The sequence below is a fragment of the Nocardia puris genome (assembly GCF_003315035.1).
GTDB classification, from domain to species: domain Bacteria; phylum Actinomycetota; class Actinomycetes; order Mycobacteriales; family Mycobacteriaceae; genus Nocardia; species Nocardia puris.
Genome location: NZ_QNRE01000006.1, coordinates 203,664 through 221,130, shown reverse-complemented (window position 1 = coordinate 221,130; position 17,467 = coordinate 203,664). Strand labels below are relative to the sequence as shown.

The 17,467-nt window shown below is 69.6% G+C and carries 19 protein-coding genes; 4 read left to right on the top strand and 15 right to left on the bottom strand.

Annotated features, from left to right (window positions below; all coding sequences use genetic code 11):
- Positions 1-15: 15 nt before the first annotated feature.
- The gene (locus DFR74_RS18155) at positions 16-432 is read right to left on the bottom strand and encodes a hypothetical protein (RefSeq protein WP_084537913.1); all 417 of its coding nucleotides are present in this window, start codon (positions 430-432) and stop codon (positions 16-18) included.
- Between the two features lie 747 nt (positions 433-1,179).
- On the opposite strand from DFR74_RS18155, the gene DFR74_RS18150 reads away from it, so the two are divergent.
- Together DFR74_RS18150 and DFR74_RS18145 are read left to right on the top strand one after the other, a co-directional pair.
- Positions 1,180-2,235 carry a hypothetical protein gene (locus DFR74_RS18150; protein ID WP_228791592.1) on the top strand — a complete coding sequence of 352 codons (1,056 nt, stop codon included), beginning with the start codon at positions 1,180-1,182 and terminating at the stop codon, positions 2,233-2,235.
- Positions 2,235-3,623 (top strand): outer membrane protein assembly factor BamB family protein, encoded by a 1,389-nt coding sequence (locus DFR74_RS18145; RefSeq protein ID WP_067511363.1) that lies wholly within the window; start codon positions 2,235-2,237, stop codon positions 3,621-3,623. The genes DFR74_RS18150 and DFR74_RS18145 overlap by 1 nt, the downstream gene beginning before the upstream one ends.
- Before the next feature lie 62 nt (positions 3,624-3,685).
- On the opposite strand, the gene DFR74_RS18140 is transcribed toward DFR74_RS18145, so the two are convergent.
- From DFR74_RS18140 to DFR74_RS18115, 6 genes are all read right to left on the bottom strand, one after another.
- On the bottom strand, positions 3,686-4,276 hold the full coding sequence (locus tag DFR74_RS18140; RefSeq protein ID WP_067511309.1) for a hypothetical protein: 591 nt from the start codon (positions 4,274-4,276) through the stop codon (positions 3,686-3,688).
- 58 nt (positions 4,277-4,334) lie between these two features.
- Complete coding sequence (locus DFR74_RS18135; RefSeq protein WP_067511308.1) at positions 4,335-4,808, bottom strand: hypothetical protein; 474 nt, start codon at positions 4,806-4,808, stop codon at positions 4,335-4,337.
- Complete coding sequence (locus DFR74_RS18130) at positions 4,805-5,536, bottom strand: WXG100 family type VII secretion target (RefSeq protein WP_067511307.1); 732 nt, start codon at positions 5,534-5,536, stop codon at positions 4,805-4,807. The genes DFR74_RS18135 and DFR74_RS18130 overlap by 4 nt, the downstream gene beginning before the upstream one ends.
- Positions 5,533-5,853, bottom strand: coding sequence for a type VII secretion target (locus DFR74_RS18125; RefSeq protein ID WP_067511306.1), 321 nt, complete (start codon positions 5,851-5,853; stop codon positions 5,533-5,535). Before DFR74_RS18125 ends, DFR74_RS18130 begins: the two co-directional genes overlap by 4 nt.
- A 353-nt stretch (positions 5,854-6,206) precedes the next feature.
- Positions 6,207-6,722 carry a peptide-methionine (S)-S-oxide reductase MsrA gene (gene msrA / locus DFR74_RS18120; RefSeq protein ID WP_067511305.1) on the bottom strand — a complete coding sequence of 172 codons (516 nt, stop codon included), beginning with the start codon at positions 6,720-6,722 and terminating at the stop codon, positions 6,207-6,209.
- 381 nt (positions 6,723-7,103) lie between these two features.
- Positions 7,104-7,970, bottom strand: coding sequence for an aldo/keto reductase (locus DFR74_RS18115; RefSeq protein WP_067511362.1), 867 nt, complete (start codon positions 7,968-7,970; stop codon positions 7,104-7,106).
- A gap of 93 nt (positions 7,971-8,063) precedes the next feature.
- Here DFR74_RS18115 and DFR74_RS18110 point away from each other — a divergent pair, with 93 nt between their 5' ends.
- Positions 8,064-8,414: a MerR family transcriptional regulator gene (locus DFR74_RS18110; protein WP_067511304.1), complete on the top strand. Its 351-nt coding sequence runs from the start codon at positions 8,064-8,066 to the stop codon at positions 8,412-8,414.
- A 138-nt stretch (positions 8,415-8,552) separates the two neighbouring features.
- Here DFR74_RS18110 and DFR74_RS18105 read toward each other — a convergent pair whose 3' ends face one another.
- From DFR74_RS18105 to sucB, 7 genes are all read right to left on the bottom strand, one after another.
- The gene (locus DFR74_RS18105) at positions 8,553-8,774 is read right to left on the bottom strand and encodes a hypothetical protein (RefSeq protein WP_067511303.1); all 222 of its coding nucleotides are present in this window, start codon (positions 8,772-8,774) and stop codon (positions 8,553-8,555) included.
- 204 nt (positions 8,775-8,978) lie between these two features.
- On the bottom strand, positions 8,979-10,019 hold the full coding sequence (gene lipA, locus DFR74_RS18100) for a lipoyl synthase (RefSeq protein ID WP_067511361.1): 1,041 nt from the start codon (positions 10,017-10,019) through the stop codon (positions 8,979-8,981).
- Between the two features lie 167 nt (positions 10,020-10,186).
- Entirely contained in the window at positions 10,187-10,918 is a 732-nt protein-coding gene (lipB, locus tag DFR74_RS18095; protein ID WP_067511302.1) for a lipoyl(octanoyl) transferase LipB, read from the bottom strand.
- A 55-nt stretch (positions 10,919-10,973) separates the two neighbouring features.
- Positions 10,974-11,627, bottom strand: a complete 654-nt coding sequence (locus DFR74_RS18090) for a hypothetical protein (RefSeq protein ID WP_067511301.1) — start codon at positions 11,625-11,627, stop codon at positions 10,974-10,976.
- Between the two features lie 116 nt (positions 11,628-11,743).
- Positions 11,744-12,283, bottom strand: a complete 540-nt coding sequence (locus tag DFR74_RS18085; RefSeq protein WP_232331825.1) for a GNAT family N-acetyltransferase — start codon at positions 12,281-12,283, stop codon at positions 11,744-11,746.
- Between the two features lie 203 nt (positions 12,284-12,486).
- Positions 12,487-13,395, bottom strand: coding sequence for a TIGR01777 family oxidoreductase (locus tag DFR74_RS18080; RefSeq protein ID WP_067511300.1), 909 nt, complete (start codon positions 13,393-13,395; stop codon positions 12,487-12,489).
- Positions 13,396-13,419: 24 nt separating this feature from the next.
- Positions 13,420-15,210, bottom strand: a complete 1,791-nt coding sequence (gene sucB, locus DFR74_RS18075) for a 2-oxoglutarate dehydrogenase, E2 component, dihydrolipoamide succinyltransferase (RefSeq protein ID WP_113975169.1) — start codon at positions 15,208-15,210, stop codon at positions 13,420-13,422.
- 284 nt (positions 15,211-15,494) lie between these two features.
- Here sucB and DFR74_RS18070 point away from each other — a divergent pair, with 284 nt between their 5' ends.
- Entirely contained in the window at positions 15,495-15,857 is a 363-nt protein-coding gene (locus tag DFR74_RS18070; RefSeq protein ID WP_067511137.1) for an oxidoreductase, read from the top strand.
- A gap of 91 nt (positions 15,858-15,948) precedes the next feature.
- Here DFR74_RS18070 and DFR74_RS18065 read toward each other — a convergent pair whose 3' ends face one another.
- Positions 15,949-17,460: a leucyl aminopeptidase gene (locus DFR74_RS18065; RefSeq protein ID WP_067511150.1), complete on the bottom strand. Its 1,512-nt coding sequence runs from the start codon at positions 17,458-17,460 to the stop codon at positions 15,949-15,951.
- Positions 17,461-17,467: the final 7 nt, after the last annotated feature.

The window sequence follows — 17,467 nt, the reverse complement described above, 5'->3', positions numbered from 1 at the left end:
TGGCGGCTTCGCGGTCTATCCGAGCAGGTCGTCGAGGGTGGTGGCGGTGGGGAATCGGGTGGTCCACTCGCGGAGTTGGTCCAGGGTGGCGTAGCGGATCGTGTTGAGGGCGGGATCGGGGAGGGGGCCGAATTTGGTGGTGAGGAGTTCGATGAGGGTTTCGGCGCGGCCGATTGTTTCGCCTTCGGTGCGAATGCGTCGGGCTGTTGTCATGATTGCCAATTTCGTTCGGAATCCGAGTTGGTCGATCGCTGTTCCCATGTCCTGTTCGGTGGGCTCGCCGGGGAGCGGTACTCGCTCGAAGCAGTCCCAATCGATGCGTTCGGCGAGGGTGGGTGGGAGGACGTCGCGCAGATAGGCGGCGGCATTCTCGGGGCGGCCGAAGACTTGACGGAAGTACTCGCCTTCTGGGGTAGTGGGATCGGTTGGCATGCGGTGAAGGTACAGCACGTTTCGTGCGCTGGGAGCTGATTGTATTCGCTTGTCTTGCAGTCTCTTTGGAGATCTCTGAATTGCGATATGGGAACTTCCCGGTCGGAGACGCGTGAGGTGGATTCGTGGGGCGAAAATTATTGGAGTGCAGATAGTTTCGAAGGGGAGTGCGCGGTGGGTTGTGGGGTATCCTGTGGTTGCAGGGTGAAATTCGCACCGAATTGTTTCTTTGCGGGGTCGTGTTCTCGACGGGTCTGCATCGGCGAGACGTCCCGCGGCGGAGGGTTCCTTCGACGCACGGTATGTGGGCTGTCGCTCGGGAGCGACTCGAATCGTCGCATTGTGCGGCTGTCGCTCACGTGGGGGCGCGGACCCGCATGATGCGGCCCCTCCTTGACTGTTGAGGGCGCTATCCTCACCTGAGCTTCGATTCACCTCCCACCTGGTCTAATGGTCGGGCCGGAAGGAGGCGTGATGGTGGGTGACGGCGGGTCCGGTCGGTCGAAGAGGATCGATGCGTGGACCACCGGATTGGTGTGCGTTTCCATCGTGGCGGGTGGGGTGATCGTCGGTGGGTTCTTGCACGATCCGGAGCCGGAGTTGACGACTGCGCCGCCCACAACCACCACCATTGCGCCGCAACCGGAGCCGGAGCACACGTATCGCACCCCTCCGGTGGTTTATCCGACGGAGATTCCCGGGTGCGAGACCGTCGATCCGCCTGGGGACGATCAGGCGTTCGGGTGGATGTCGGTCGATGCGTTCGGCTATGACAATCCGGAGTTCCCGTGGTTCTCGGCGCGGAAGGCCATGGCGATGTCGACCGCCCTGCGGGAGGCGTTGCCCGATGGGGTGGTGGTCGGATTCGGACCCCTCGAGGATTCGCTGTTGTTCGGGCCGATTGTCGCCGGTCCCGAAGGGACTTCGTTCGGTGATTTCACCGATGCGCGTGCCACGGTGTGGCGCGGCGAGAACGCGGGGTCGCTGTGGGTGACTGTCCGGCAGTCCGCCGAGCCGATTCCGCCGTGTGTTGCGGGGGTGCTGGATGAGCGACGCACGTTGGCGGACGGGACCGTGGTCGATACACACGACACCTGGTCGGAGGTCGACGGGGTGCGCACGCTGTCGCGCCACGCTGTCGTGTACCTGCCCGATGGGAGCGTGGTCGGTGCGAACGCCGACGACAGGCCGGGGGATGAGCAGCCGACCGGTACCGTCCCGTTGACGGTCGAGGAGTTGGTCGCGTTGGCGACGTTGCCCGAGTTGCGGGTGAGTGCGCCGGTGCCGCCCGGTACACCGGACGCGCCCGAGAAGTGTTCCCTTTCTGTGGACGACGCGCCGGAGATCGAGGAGGCTGCGGCGCGGCGCTTGAACGAGGCGCTGGCGCGAGTCCCGGTGTCGGGACTGGTGTTCGACCATCCCTTGGGGGATCTGCGGCCAACTGTGTTCTCCGGTGGTCTGTGTCAATCGGTGCGGGTCGGTGTGGAGGGACAGCAGTCGCGGTTGACCGTCACCGTCGCTACCGGGCAGGAGCTGCCTTCGGATTCGGCGTCGTCGTCTCCGGAAGATCGAAAGACCGTGCGGCGGTCGGCCGATGGATCGGTACTCGAGACCGAGGAGAGTCGGTCGAGTGTCGTGCGCGAATCAGGAACCGCCACATCGAATATCAGGCGAACGGTCACCGTGACGCACCCGTCCGGCACGCGGATCCGGGTGTCCTCCGACGCCGAAGGGCCTGTGGAGCCGGTGGCGATGGAACAACTCGAAGCGATCGCGACCGCTCCGGGTCTGGAGGTGTCGTGATGGGGTGGGCTCCCGAGGTGCGGAATCTGGTGATCGCGGGCGTGGTCGCCGCCCTCACCACCGCGGGTGCGGCCGCGGTGTTGATGCAGCCGGAGGACACGACGCGCAAGATCACCGGAACCAACGATGCCGCACCGGGTCTCGCGTGGTCGGTCGACCCGGCCCAGGTCTACGGCGCGGACGACGCGCAGTTCCGCCATCCTGCGGGCGGCACCGAATACGATGCCGGCGGTGGGGGATTCATCGCCGCGGGTGACACGTTGGTGTCGGTGATCGCGGTGCCGGACGGGCAGATGTATCTGCGCGAACCGAGGATGTACGGCTTCGACGCCGAGACGGGTGCGGTGCGCTGGCAGGCGCCCGCCGCTGACTTGGGTGGCTGCGCGCCGAGCGCCGTGGACGATCACATCGTCTGCTACACATCGGCTTTGGCAGAGGAGCCCGCGCTGGTGGGCTACGACGTCGACAGCGGGGCGGTGACCCGCACCCCGGTGGACTGGATGGTGTTCGCGCTCGAGGTCGTCGGCGACCGGATCTACGTCGGGGAAGGTGACGTCGAATCCGATGATGTGCGTGTGCATTCGGGGACGTTGGCCGATCCGGACGCGCGCTGGACACGGTCGTTCGCGATGGGCACGGCGTGGGAGAACGCCTTCGGGAGCGACATGCTGGACGTCGAGCACGGGCAGGGTGTGTTCACTATGGGTGTGGACGTGGCGGGCTTCGAACTCGAGACCGGCCGGGAGACCTGGACGCTCGAACTGAGTGGATGCTCCAGTTCCGCAGCGACATTCGACGCGCTCGTCTTGATCTCGCACTCCGACTGCTCGGGTAACGGCATCTCAGGTGTCGACGTCGTCGACCGCACCGGGCGCACCCTCGTGGCAGATATGCCCGGCCCGCACAGCCTCCTGCGCGACGAACCTGCGGACTCATCGATCCCCGTGCTCATCGGGGACACCGCGTACGACCGGAGCGACGGTTCGGTGCTCTGGACCAGTCCGGACCTGGTCTACCACGCTCAGGATGATCCCGGCGCGCGCGGAGCCGCGATCGCCGTGCTCGGCGATATCGCTCTCGTCTTCGAGCCGTTCGACCGAGTCCTGTCGGGGCTGGATCTGCGCACCGGACAACGTCTGTGGCAGACCGACTCCGAACAGCCGGCCGCTGTGCGTTCCGGGGAGGGCGGCATCGCGCTGCTCACCGACTACGATGGATTGCGGGCTATCGACCTGTCGAGCGGTGACGGTCTTTGGGACACACCGTTCGACGCCATTGTCGACGAGCCGCATGCGCTACTCGACAATGGTGAGCTCGTGGTGTTGGGGGAGGGGCGGTATGCGTTTGTTTCGGGGAGGATGATGATCGGGCTGCGGCCGTTGCCGTGAAGTCGTGACCAGATCTGCGCTGGCCGACCGTCGAGCCCGAGGTAATCGGGCCTCGGCTCGTCTCAGCGCACATCGCCGTCGGATTCTGTTGCCGCAGCGAGTCTTTCCGCGAACCGGGGATGCGCCTGCACCACGAGATGCCTGCGGTCGGGACTGCGGGTCACGGTGCCGACCGGACGGATGCTGGTCAACAATCCGGTGATGGCCAGCAGGATCACCGGTGTGCCGAAGCTGACGACGAACGCCAGAAACACGGTGATGTCGCGCAAGCCCGCTTGGGCCGCGGCGAAAAGGCCGATGACGAGACACATCGCGGCGAAAACCGAGAAGAGGAAGGCGAATTCGCGAGCCTTGATCCAGAGCTTGCACCGGCGGCAGATCGCCCAGTTCGCGTGCACCACCGAGTCGGCTTCGCTCGACTTCCTGAGGTAGTCCATGCCGTTCGGCGCGAGCGAACGGTAGTCCTCGATACGGGTCTGCGTCGTGATCCGGCTGATGCCTTCGAATTGGATGGTCGCTTCGTAATGGTCGATCGCGGGGCGGCCGTGAGGAAGGCAGATCGGCGGTAACGATCCCACCAGCGTGTAGTGCGGTATACCGCGCTGGTCGAGCGGGTTATTGCGGTCCGGGGCGTGCGTGAGTCGCAGGCGCACTTCGGTTTTGCGCCGGAACGCCGCCCTCGATCCGCCACGGGGCCGGCCGGCGGCACGCCTACTGGAGCCAGCCACGCTGCCGGCGCTCGCTGAAGTAGTCGTCGTCGGAGTCGGGGACGTCGGGAGTGACGATCTGGTCCCGATTCGGCTTGCGGGTCCCGGGCAGCACCGGATCCTGCGGTGCGGGCTCGGCGGGTGGCTGGTCCGCCTCCGGCGCCGGCGGTGGTGCGGTGGTGTCCCGGTATCGCTCGAGTTCGGCGCGACCCTCTTCGGCCAGCCGTTCGCGCTCGTCCTCCGACAGTTCGGCGAGTTCTTGCATCGCGGTGGGTAGGACGCCGTCGAGGATGCGGTTGAACGGGTCGGTGCGCGCCAGGTCGCGGACGCTTCCGTTGCCCGCCAGGATCTCCCGGATCTGCCGCTTCAAGTCCTCGTCCCGCGAGTGGTGGGCGATGATCCGCAGTGCCTCGCCGACCTGTCTGGACACGGCGGCGTCACCGCGGGCGACGTCCAGCATCGGTTCGGGATCGTTCACGAAACCCCCTGGTGGTCATAGGTTTCCCCACCGAGGGAGGGGATGTCGGTGGAACTGACGGTCGCCACGGCGCCGAGGATCACGCCGATGGCCGCCTCCGCCCGGAACACCCACGTGGTGAACTGGCCGAGCACTTCGCCCCACGTCTTGATGATCTGCGCGACCTCGTAGACCGCCGAGGCGGTGGTGAACACCGAACCGACGGCACCGACACCCGTGCTCGCCATCGCCCAGGCCGCCGCCTGTTTGATCGCGAGAATGATCGCGAGGTCGTAGATGTCTTGGGTCTTACCGCAGATGTATTGCGCCATGTAGTAGGACGCGAGGGAATACTCCTCGACCGTCATGCTGATATCGCGCAGAGCGCCCGCCTGGGTGTTCAGCGCCTTGGTCAGCTCATCGAAATAGTCGTCGGCGGCGTCGGCGGCGTTGCCTTTCCACGTGTTGTGCACCGTGGTGTTCTCGGTCGAGATCGTGCGGGCGTAGTCGCGCAGGTATTCGGCCATGTTGTCCAGCGCTGTCCCTGCCTTCTGGAGGGCCTGCCAGTCGCCGGCGATCTTGTTGGTCGTGTAGCTCAGCGGGTCGACGCCGATCGTGTTGACCAGGACGTAGTTGATCCAGTAGCTGGGCGAGACGATATTGCCGTTGATGACCAGCTCGACCAGATCCGGGATCGGATCGCTCGGCTGGGGCTCGGTCAGGGCGGAGATCGGCGGGTTGACGGTCATTCGCCCTCCTCGACGTAGGTCTTGTCGAGTGCGGCCGCCCGCGCGGCGTCGGTGGTGCGATACATCTGTGCGGCCTTGACGAGTTCCGCGGCCGAGCTCTCGGTGACCGACGCGAGAGTCTTGAAGTTGGACTCCAGGTCGCTCAGGATGTCACGCAGCGTGTCGGCGACGCCGGTGAGGAACACGCCGCCCGCATCGTCCACGTTCAGCCACTTCTGGGCGTAGGGGGTCGCCTGGGTGTGGTCGCTCGCCAGCTCCTTCAGTTTGGTCGCGAACGTATCCAACCGGTCCGGTTCGACCTTCAGTTCCTCTGCCACGTGCCCACCTCGCTTGCGCTACCGGGCCCCGTGTCGTTCGAACCCGCTCTCATCAGGTTCAGACGCACGGGCGGTCCGGTCGGTTCCCTCGGATTCGAGATCGCAGGTAGTTTGCCATGGGTGCACCGTCGGTACACCGCGGAGGGCGCCGCGACGCTGCGCGTGTGGCGACGATGGGGGCCGACCGCGCGAACGGGCGCTCCGATGAGCTGTGGCGTGAGGCAGTACGCCGACCGCGATCGTCGGGCGCCCGACGGACCCCGGCCGAGCCGCTACGTCTGCGGTTGGACGTGAGGGCGGGCCGATCGGCGAACGTGGCGGGGAGTCGATGGCGCGTCCCGCCGTCGAATGGACTACTGCCCCGAGGTCTGCCTGGTGGGGAGCTTCCAGCCCGGGCGGGGGAAGTGGCAGGTGTAGCCGTCGGGGTAGCGGAGGAGGTAGTCCTGGTGCTCCGGTTCGGCTTCCCAGAATTCCGGGGCCGGGCTCACTTCGGTGACGACCTTGCCGGGCCAGAGGCCGGAGGCGTCGACGTCGGCGATGGTGTCGAGGGCGACGCGCTTCTGGTCGTCGTCGAGGTAGAAGATCTCCGAGCGGTAGCTGGTGCCGATGTCGTTGCCCTGGCGGTCCTTGGTGGTGGGATCGTGGATCTGGAAGAAGAACTCCAGCAGGGCGCGGTAGTCGGTCTGCGCGGGGTCGTAGATGATCTCGACGGCCTCCGCGTGACCGGGGTGGTTGCGGTAGGTGGGGTGGTCGTTGACGCCGCCCGTGTAGCCGACGCGGGTGGCGAGGACGCCGGGCTGTTTGCGGATCAGGTCCTGCATGCCCCAGAAGCAGCCCCCGGCCAGGATCGCCTTCTTCGTGTCGGTCACGCCGCCTCCTTCGTCTCGGACCCGCGCGGTGGTGCGCCACCGGTCGTCTGCCTGGTTTCAACCGTACGTGGGTTCGGAAGATTCCGGGGGTGGGGTGAGTGGAGCTGGGTTCCGCCAGCAGTCGGGCACACGTTCGCCAGGGAATCAGGTCGGACGGTGTGTCGTCGGTGGTCGGCGGAGTGAGGCTTGTGCTGGCGTGCTCATCTCGCCCAGCGGCTTCTGCCGGCCGGTTTCTGGACGGCGAAAAGCTCGGGAGGTGCCGACCAAGAGTTCCATCGCGTGCCCAGGTGGAGCTGCTCGAGCGATCGATGGTTGGTAGCTACCCGTCGTGGGACGAGTCGTGGGTGCCGTCGCGCACGGCACCCACGACGAAACGGCGCACTACCCCGAAATGCTGTCGAGGGTGGCGAGTTCGTCCTCCGAAAGGTGCACGTCGAGTGCGGCGAGGTTGTCCTTCAGGTGGGTGAGGTTGGTGGTGCCGGGGATGGGGAGGAGGTGGTCGCCCTTGTGCAGGAGCCAGGCGAGGGCGAGGCGGGTGGGGGAAATGCTGTGGGCGGCGGCGATTTTCGTGGCGCGGGGGTCGGTGGCGGCGAGGCCGAGGGTGAGGGGGAAGAAGGCGACGAAGGCGATGCCCGCGGCGCGGGTGAGGGCGACGATGTCGTCGTGGGTGCGGTCGCCGAGGGAGTAGTTGTTCTGGACGGCGGTGATGGGGGCGATGTTTCGGGCCTCGGCGAGTTGGGCGGCGTCGACGCCGGAGATGCCGATCGCGCGGACTTTGCCTTCGCGCCGGGCGTTTTCGAGGACGCCGAGTTGATCGGCGAGGGGGACCGTGGGGTCGACGCGGTGCAGGTAGAGCAGGTCGAGGCGGTCGGTGCGGAGGCGGCGCAGGCTCGATTCCAGTTGCTGGCGCAGGAATTCGGGACGGCCCAGCGGCACCCACTCGGCGGGGGAGGGGCGGGTATTGCCGATCTTCGTGGCGATGGTGACCTCGGTACGGAACGGTGCGAGGGCTTCGGCGAGGAGTTCTTCGCCCGCACCCAGGGCGTAGGCGTCGGCGGTGTCGAAGTGGTTCACGCCGGCGTCGGCGGCGGCGCGCAGGAAGTCGATCAGGTCGGCGCGGTCGGTGGGCGGGTGCCAGATCGGGGCAGTCATGCCGTGGCGCTGGTCGGGGCGGTCGGCCATGCGCATGGTGCCGAGGCCGATGCGGTGGACGTGGAAGTCGGTGTCGAAGGCGTAATCGGTTCGCATGGGACCACCGTCCACGTTCACACGGTGTGAAGGTCAAGGCGGAATGGTGGGCGCGGTTCGGTGGTTGTGACCGGACGGACGAAGGAGGACCTTGTGCGGATCGGTGAGCTCGCGGCGGCGACGGGAACCAGTCAGCGGCTGCTGCGCTACTACGAGGAACGCGGGCTGATCACCCCGGACCGCTCCGCCAACGGCTACCGCGACTACCCGGAGTCCGCGGTGCGCGACGTGGCGCGGATCCGCCGGCTGCTCGCGGCCGGACTGCCCGTGCGGGTGATCAACGACGTGCTCGCCTGCGTGTGCGGCGGGGACGACGATGTGGAGCCGTGCATGGAACCGACGCTGCGGGCCGAATTGTCCGCACTGGATGGGCAACTCGACGATCTGCGGCATCGGCGCGCGGAGCTGAACGATCTGATCGGGAGGATTCACGCCGACGCCTGAGTGGGCGGGTGGTTTGCCGCCCCGGGGCGTCGATCGGCGTCCGATAGGTCGCGCGGGGTGACGGTCGCCGTCGCGGAACGGGTCGGCAGGTGAGCGGACCCGGCGGATCTCGAAGCTGATCGCGCGCATCGGCCGCCGTCAGCCCGCGGACGTGTACGCCGACCTCCGCCGCTTCGACTCCACCGTGCGGGCGGCCCGCGCGATGGGGGCCGAGGCGCGTGAATTCCTTTCCGGCGTGCGGAGATTGCGCACGGAGAAGCACTCGCTGGCCAGCGTCGACGTGGCCGTCATCAGCGGGATGAAGACCAACGTCCTGGAGTGCACCCAGCGCCCCGCCATCAACCGCGCCCACCGGATCACCGCCGAGACGCTGGATCGTGGGCGTTTCGTCCCCGCGCCCGGCTTCTTGTCGGACCGCAGGATGGTGCTGACGCGGGACCGCGACCGGCGTTCGGCCCCGGTGCGACCGGCGGAACGATCCTCACGGCGCTCCTGTGGTCGCGCTCCAGCGCTGGGAACACCCCTCCGGGCGCCGGGCCCGGAGGGGGTCAGCGATGAACCGCGTCAGCTGCCGAAGCGGGCCAGCACCGACGAGGCCTCCTGCGACGCGGTGCCTTCCTCGGCGAGATGGGTCATGGCGGGGGCGATCTCCCGGCCGTGGTGGGCCATCGCCTGCGCGTAGAGGCGGCCCGCGCGGTAGGAGGAGCGGACCAGGGGACCCGCCATGACGCCGGCGAAGCCGATCTCCTCGGCGGTCTTGGAGTGGGCGACGAACTCCTCCGGCTTCACCCAGCGGTCGACGGGGTGGTGGCGGGGGGAGGGGCGCAGGTACTGGGTGATGGTGAGGATGTCGCAGCCGGCCTCGTGCAGGTCGCGCATGGCCTGGGTGACTTCCTCGGGGGTCTCGCCCATGCCGAGGATGAGGTTGGACTTGGTGACCAGGCCGGCTTCGCGGGCGGCGGTGAGGACGGCGAGGGAGCGCTCGTAGCGGAACGCGGGACGGATGCGCTTGAAGATGCGCGGCACCGTCTCCAGATTGTGCGCCAGCACCTCGGGGCGCGAGGAGAAGACCTCGGCGAGCTGATCAGGGTCGGCGTTGAAGTCGGGGATGAGCAGCTCGACGCCGGTGCCGGGGTTGAGGCGCTTGATGGCGCGTACGGTCTCGGCGTAGAGCCAGGCGCCGCCGTCGTCCAGGTCGTCGCGGGCGACGCCGGTGATGGTGGAGTAGCGCAGGCCCATGGCCTGGACGCTCTCGGCCACGCGGCGGGGCTCGTCGCGGTCCAGGGCGGCGGGCTTGCCGGTGTCGATCTGGCAGAAATCGCAGCGGCGGGTGCACTGCTCGCCGCCGATGAGGAAGGTGGCCTCGCGGTCTTCCCAGCACTCGAAGATGTTGGGGCAGCCCGCCTCCTCGCACACCGTGTGCAGGCCCTCGCGCTTCACCAAACCCTTGAGCTCGGTGTACTCGGGGCCCATGGTGGCACGGGTGCGGATCCACTTGGGTTTGCGCTCGATCGGGGTCTGCGCGTTGCGCGCCTCGATGCGCAGGAGCTTGCGCCCGTTCGCCGCGCGGTCGCCGGACTTCGGCGGGACCGTGGGAACCGGCAGCGCGACGGCGGATTCCGGTTGTGCCGGCGCGGATCCCGCGGCGGGCGTGGTGTGCGATGTCGGGGTGTCGACTGAGGTCACGTCTCGACCTTACGCCGTGCCCGGCCGACGGTGCCGAGGTGCCGGGCGCACGGGTGAGAGGGCGGTCACAGTGCGGTCCGCCGGGCTCACGTCCCCGAGGCCGCCGCGGCGCCGGGCGCCTGCGCGAGGGTGTGGTCGGTGACCGGGAGGTCGCCGTCGAGTGCGCGGATGATCGCGTCGGCGACCAGGGGCTTCACCTCCGCGACCGTGACCTCGCGGCCGAGTTCGCGGGTGAGGGTGGTGACGCCCGCGTCGCGGATGCCGCAGGGGACGATGGCCTGGAAACCGTCCATGGCGGAGTTGCAATTCAGCGAGATGCCGTGCAGGGCGACCCCGCGCTGCACGCGCACGCCGATGGCCGCGATCTTGCGCTCGGCGAACAGGCCCGCCGCGGGCAGCCACACGCCGGAGCGGCCCTCGACGCGTCCGCATGCCAGGCCGAGCCCGGTGCAGACGGCGATCAGCGCCTCCTCGAGGCGGCGCACGTACTGCACCACGTCGACGGGCTCGGCCAGCCGGACGATCGGGTACCCGACGAGCTGGCCCGGACCGTGCCAGGTGATCTTGCCGCCGCGATCGACCTGCACCACCGGGCTGCCGTCGATCGGCAGATCCTCGGCCTCGGTGCGGCGGCCCGCGGTGTAGACCGACGGGTGCTCGAGCAGCAGCAGGCGGTCGGCGCCGCGGCCCTCGGCGCGGTCGGCGGCGATGGAACGCTGGATCTCCCAGGCGGCGTGGTAGTCGATCAGTCCGAGGTCCTCGATCTCGACCGGGGTGGTGTCGAACCGGGCGGACAGGCGGGCGCGCGTGTCTTTCACGCCCTTGACGTTACGCCCGGGTGACGGTGCCCGTCACCGGGCCCGGGCGTGCGCGTCAGCGGCCGAGCAGGCCCGGCAGCAACGGGATGCGGCCCGCGTAGTCGGTGGGCAGGTAGCGCTCCCGGCTGGTGGTCCAGGGCTGGCCGGACAGCGGGTCGTACTCGGTGGGCATGGGCACGTCCTCGGGGGCGAACGCGGTGAGCCCGCGCGTCCGGGTGGTGTGGACGGCGCGCCACAGGTGATCGTGGAAGGCGATGACACCCGCGATCCCGTCGGTGTCGCCACGGAGTTCGGCGGCGCGGGCTGCGACGCCGTCGGTGGACAGGTAGACGAGGGTGCCGTCGTCGGCGCGGTCGGGGTCGATGGAGACGACGTCGGGGAGGGCGTACTCGTCGCGCAGCACTTCGGCGATCTCGGTCTGCGCGTAGACGGGGATGTCACGGCCGTTCCTGGTGGCGACGACGGCGGCGGCGAGCGCTTCGTTCACCGGGCCCGGTGCGCCGACCGTGCGCTGTGGGTCGACACCCTCGGGGATGCGGTTGCCGAAACTGAAGGCGAGGAGGAAATCGAACTCCGACGAGGGTTTCGCCGGGGTGGTCCAGAGGGCGGACAGGTCGCCGGCCGGTGGGGCGGCGGGGGCCGGGGCCGCCCAGGAGGCCGAGACGACCAGGGCGGCGAGGGTGGTGACGAGTACGCGGCGCAACCTCATGGAGCCGATCGTTGGTGACGCCGGGGCGGATTCGCAACTCGCGCGGCGGACTGTTCGCTTCGGAGCACCGCGTTGTTCACGGGGTGACGAGCAAGCCGGTGTCGCGAACTGCCCCTCTAGACCGCCTCGGGGTCCATCGGCAGGGTCAGCTGCATGAGGGTGAGGTCCATCCAGCGGTCGAACTTGCGGCCGACCTCGGGGAGTTGCCCGACGATCACGAAGCCGAAGCGTTCGTGCAGGGCGATGGAGGCCGTGTTGCCGGATTCGATGGCGGCGACCATGGCGTGGACGCGGCCGGAGGTGCGCGCGCGGTCGATCAACTCGCTGAGCAGGGCCTTGGCCAGGCCGCGGCGCTGGAAGCGGTCGTCGATGTAGACGGAGTTCTCGACCGTGTGGCGGTAGCCGACCTTGGGCCGCCACTGCCCGTAGCTGGCGTAGCCCGCGACCTCGCCGTCGATCGCGGCGACCAGCACCGGCATGTCCGCGGCGGTGCGGTCGCGCCACCAGGCCGCGCGCTCCTCGAGGCCGACCTGCTCGACGTCCCAGATCGCCGTGGAGGTGGCGATGTTCGCGTTGTGGATCGCGAGGATCGCGGGGAGATCGGACTCCCGCGCGTCCCGGATCACGGCGGTGGGGCGGGTTTCGAGCGTGGTCACAGGATCTCCGTCGGTGGGTGGTGGGCCGGGAGCGGTTCGAACCGATCGGTCCGTTCCGGTGATGCGTGCACGGGTCCGGTGCTGCGTGCACGGGGCACCGGGTTGTGCCGGGCACGGGACAGGCGAATTCTCCAGCCCGATCATGGCGCGCCGGGCCGCCCACCCGCAATGCGAGCCTGCTCACCCGGGGTCGAACGGACCGCTCAGCGGTGATCGTCGTCGGCGCCGACCGCGGCCGCCAGCGCCGCCCCGATCGTCGGATGACGGAACTCGTACCCCGCCTCCTCGAGCGCGGTCGGGATGGCGCGCGGCCCGCGCAGGATCGCCTCCTCGGCGAACTCACCCATCGCCGCGCGCAGCGCGAACGCGGGCACCACCAGCGGCGTGGGACGCCGCACCGCCCGCCCGAGGGCGCGGTTGAATTCGGCGTTGGTGACGGGCGCGGGACCGACCGCGTTGACGGGGCCGCTCAGCGCGTCGTCGGTGAGGGCGCGGGTGATGGCGCCGATCTCGTCGTCCATGGAGATCCACGGTGTGTACTGGCGTCCGCTGCCCAGCCGCCCGCCCAGGCCCAGCGAGTACAGGGGTTGCAGCATGCCGAGCATCCCGCCGTGGCGGGAGAGCACGACGGCGCTGCGCAACAGCACCGTGCGCACCCCCGCGGCGGCGGCGGGCTCGGTCGCGGCTTCCCAGTCCCTGCACAGCGTGGCCAGGAAACCCGTTCCGGCGGGCGAGGATTCGTCCACCACGCGGTCGCCGGTGGCGCCGCCGTAGTAGTGCACGCCGCTGGCGTTGACCAGCACCGGCACGCCCGCGGCGGCCACCTTCCCGGCGAGCACGTCGGTCGGGGTGATGCGGCTGTCGCGCAGCTCCTGTTTGTAGCTGCCGTTCCAGCGGCGTCTGCCCAGTCCGGCCCCGCACAGGTTGACCACCGCGTCCGCGCCGCGCAACGCCTTGGCGTCGAGTTCGGCGCGCGAGGGGTCCCAGACGAACTCGTCGGGGGCGGCGGCGGGACGGCGCACCAGACGGGCCACCTCGTGCCCGTCGCGGCGCAGGGCCGCGACGAGCGCCGTCCCGATCAGCCCGGACGAACCGGCGATCACGACCTTCATACGGGTACGAACCCTCCCCAGTCGTTACAGGCCCAGATCGGCCTCGAACGCCGCCTCCTCGAGCCGGTGCCGGATGGTGGTCAGGAAGCGACCGGCGTCGGCGCCGTCGATCAGGCGGTGATCGTAGGTGAGCGGCAGGTAGGTCATCGACCGCACGCCGATGGACTCGCCACCGGTCTCGTCGGTCACCACCACCGGGCGCTTGACGATCGCGCCGGTGCCGAGCATGGCCGCCTGCGGCGGGACCAGGATCGGGGTGTCGAACAGCGCGCCCTGGCTGCCGATATTGGTGATGGTGAAGGTGCCGCCCGACAGCTCGTCCGGCTTCAGGCCACCGTTGCGCGCGCGGTTGGCGATATCGGCGATCGCGCGCGCCAGCCCGGCCAGCGACAGGTCGCTGGCGTTGTGGATGATCGGCGAGAGCAGGCCCTGCTCGGTGTCGACGGCGATGCCGAGGTGCACCGAGGCGTGGTAGGTGATCTCCTTGGTGCCCTCGTCGTAGGAGGCGTTGATATTGGGGTGCACACCCAGCGCCTCGACGACCGCCTTGGCGAAGAACGGCAGGAACGTCAGGTTGACGCCCTCGCGCTCGGAGAAGGCCGCCTTGGCCTGCGCCCGCAGCGCCGCGATCTTGGTGACGTCGGCCTCGTGGACCTGGGTCAGCTGCGCGGTGGTCTGCAGCGATTCGCGGGTCTTGGTGGCCGTGATCTGCCGGATGCGGCTGGCCTTCTGCGTGGTGCCGCGCAGGTGCGCCAGACGCGGGCTCGGTGCGGCCGGAGCCTTGGCGGCGGGCGCGGCCGCGGCCGGGGCGGCGGCGGGGGCCGGAGCCGGGGCGGGCGCCTTCTTGGCCTCGGCGGCGGCGAGCACATCCTGCTTGCGGATGCGTCCGCCGACACCGGAACCGGTGAGGGTGGACAGGTCGACGCCGTTCTCCTCGGCCAGCTTGCGGACCAAGGGGGTGACGTACGGGGTCGCGCCGTTGCCGGACGACGACTGGGCCGGAGCCGCGGCGGCGGGTGCAGGAGCGGGAGCCGGTGTCGGAGCAGGCGCGGGTGCCGGTGCAGGAGCCGGAGCAGGTGCTGGCGCCGGTGCAGGGGCGGCGGCCGCGGGGGCCGGAGCAGGAGCAGGTGCAGGGGCGGGCGCAGGCGCCGGCGCGGGCGCGGGTGCCGGAGCAGGCGCGGCGGCGGCCGGCGAGCCACTGCCGATCACACCCAGCTGACCACCGACCGCGACGACGTCGTCCTCCTGCGCGGTGATCTCCAGCAGCGTGCCGGCGACGGGCGAGGGGATCTCGGTGTCGACCTTGTCGGTGGAGACCTCGAGCAGCGGCTCGTCGACCGCGACGTCGTCGCCGACCGACTTCAGCCACCGGGTCACGGTGCCCTCGGTGACCGACTCGCCCAGCTCGGGCATCTTCACCGGGGTGCCCTCGGCGGGACCCGAGGCGGCGGCCGGTGCGGGCTCGGGCTCGGGCGCCTGCGCGGCGGGGGCCGGGGCGGGCTCGGGGGCCGGTGCTTCCTGCGCGGGGGCGGGGGCGGCTTCGGGAGCGGGAGCCGGTGCGGCGGCGGGCGCTTCGCCGGCCTCGCTGATGACGCCGAGCTCACCGCCGATCTCGACCACATCGTCTTCCTGGGCGACGATCTTCGACAGCACGCCCGCCGCGGGGGACGGGATCTCGGTGTCGACCTTGTCGGTGGAGACCTCGAGCAGCGGCTCGTCGACCTCGACCGTGTCTCCTTCCTGCTTCAGCCACCTGGTCACCGTTCCCTCGGTGACGCTCTCACCAAGAGCCGGCATCTGGACGGAGAAGGCCATGTCCGTTGACTCCTCTGACTGCTCGACGGGTTCTACAACAGTTGATCTCGCGGCGGGCCGCTCACCACTGGTCGCGGTGAGAACCCGGAAGCCACCGGACAATTCCGCGCGGCACCGGAGATCGGTGCGGTTCTTGTACCGCGGTCCATCCTTGCACTCGATCGCGTGGCGTGTAGCACAGGGCAGTGTTCTGTCGGCAACATCGCGGCGTTCGACCGGGAAGCTGGCACCATGGAGGGACCGGATGTGAGCGGAAATCCGGGAGGAAAGGGAGGTCGGCGCCGATGGGCCTGCTCGATCGTTTCCGCGGCGCCGGCCGCGGTGGTGGCGGTGCGACACGCCGTGCCACCTCGGGCAACGAGGACGCCCGGTATCTCGCGGAGTGGGTGCGCACCCACATCGGCGTGGAGGGTTACATAGAGCCGAAGACCACGATCACCGACGTGACCGTGGTGCTGGTGGCGGCCGACGGCGAATGGACGCGCCGCATCGTCGGCGAGCGCGGCGCGCGGCGGCTCGCGGGCGATCTCGGCATCCCGGTGTACGACGTCGCCAAGACCGGCTACCCGCAACGGATGCGCGACTACGACGCGCGCAAGCGTATAGAGCGCCAGCGCGCGTTCGAAGACGAGCTGAAGGACCTGTAGCGCCGGAAAGGCCGGTAGCGCGCGAAGGACCGGTAGCGCGCGGAGTACCGGTAGCGTCGCCCCGCGGCCGGGAGCGACGCCACCGGATCACTCATTCTGCGGCGATGTCCTCGATCACGGCGATCAGCGTGCGCACCGGCACACCGGTGCCGCCCTTGCCGATGTAGCCGAACGGTCCGCCGGTGTTGTACGCGGGCCCGGCCACGTCCAGGTGCGCCCACTGCACACCCTCGGGCACGAACTCCTCGAGGAACAGCCCGGCCGAGAGCATGCCGCCCCAGCGGTGCGGCGTGACGTTGGCCAGGTCGGCGATCTTGGAGTTGAGGTCGGCGCGCAGTTCGGCCGGGAACGGCATGGCCCAGCCGTTCTCGCCCACCTCGCGGGAGATGCGGGCCACCCGGTCGCGGAAATCGTCGGTGCCGAGCACGCCGGGGGTCCGGGTGCCGAGCGCGACCATCTGCGCGCCGGTGAGGGTGGCGACATCGATCAGGTAGTCGGGCGCGTCCTCGCCCGCGCGCACGATGGCGTCGGCCAGGATCAGGCGGCCCTCGGCGTCGGTGTTGATCACCTCGACGGTGGTGCCGCCGTACTGGGTGAGCACGTCGCCGGGGCGCTGCGCGGTGGCCGAGGGCATGTTCTCCGCCATCGGGACGGTCGCCGTCACGGTGACGGAAACGCCGAGGCGCGCGGCGAGCAGCACGGTGGCCACGACCGCCGCCGCGCCCGCCATGTCGGAGGTCATGTTCTCCATGTTCTGCGCGGGCTTGATGGAGATGCCGCCGGTGTCGAAGGTGACGCCCTTGCCGACCAGCGCGACCTTCTTCTCGCCGCCGGGGTAGCTGATCCGCACCAGGCGCGGCGGACGCGAGGAGCCCTTGCCCACGCCGAGCACGCCGCCGTAACCGCCGGCCTCCAGCGCCTTCTCGTCGAGCACCTCGACCTCGAGGCCCGCGCCCTCGGCGAGCACCTGGGCGCGCGCGGCGAACTCGGCGGGGAACAGGTGGCTGGGCGGGGTGTTCACGAAATCGCGCGCGGTGGCGACGGCTTCGGCGACGAGTTGGGCGCGCTGCAGCGCCTCCTCGCCGAAATCCGGTTCGGGCACCAGGAATTCGACCCGCGTGACGGGCTGCTCGTCGGGCTTGGGCGCGGACTTCTGGGAACGGAACGGGGTGAACGTGTACGCGCCGAGGTAGAAGCCCTCCGCGGCGGCGCCGAGATCCAGGCCGCCCAGCGTGGTGGCGACGACCTCGGTGCCGCTGAGCGAGCGCGCGGCGACGCCGGCGCTGCGGCGGATCTGTTCGGCGTCGACCTTGTCGGGCGCGCCGAGACCGACGGCGAGCACGCTGGTGACGCCGTCGAGCAGCGCGGGCGCGGGCACCCGGGTGAGTTCCTCGGCCTTGCCCTTGGCGCCGACGGCGCCCAGCTGGTCGAGCAGTTCCGCGCGCACCTCGGCGGTGAGCACGTCGCCGAACAGGTCGTCGGGCGCAATCGACGGACCGTTCTCGGAGGAGGTCAATCCGATCACCAGCACGTCGGTGTCCGGCCCGAGAGTTACGGTGCGCGCCAATTCCGGTCCGAGTGAGCGATCTGCAACAGCGGTCATCAGCACA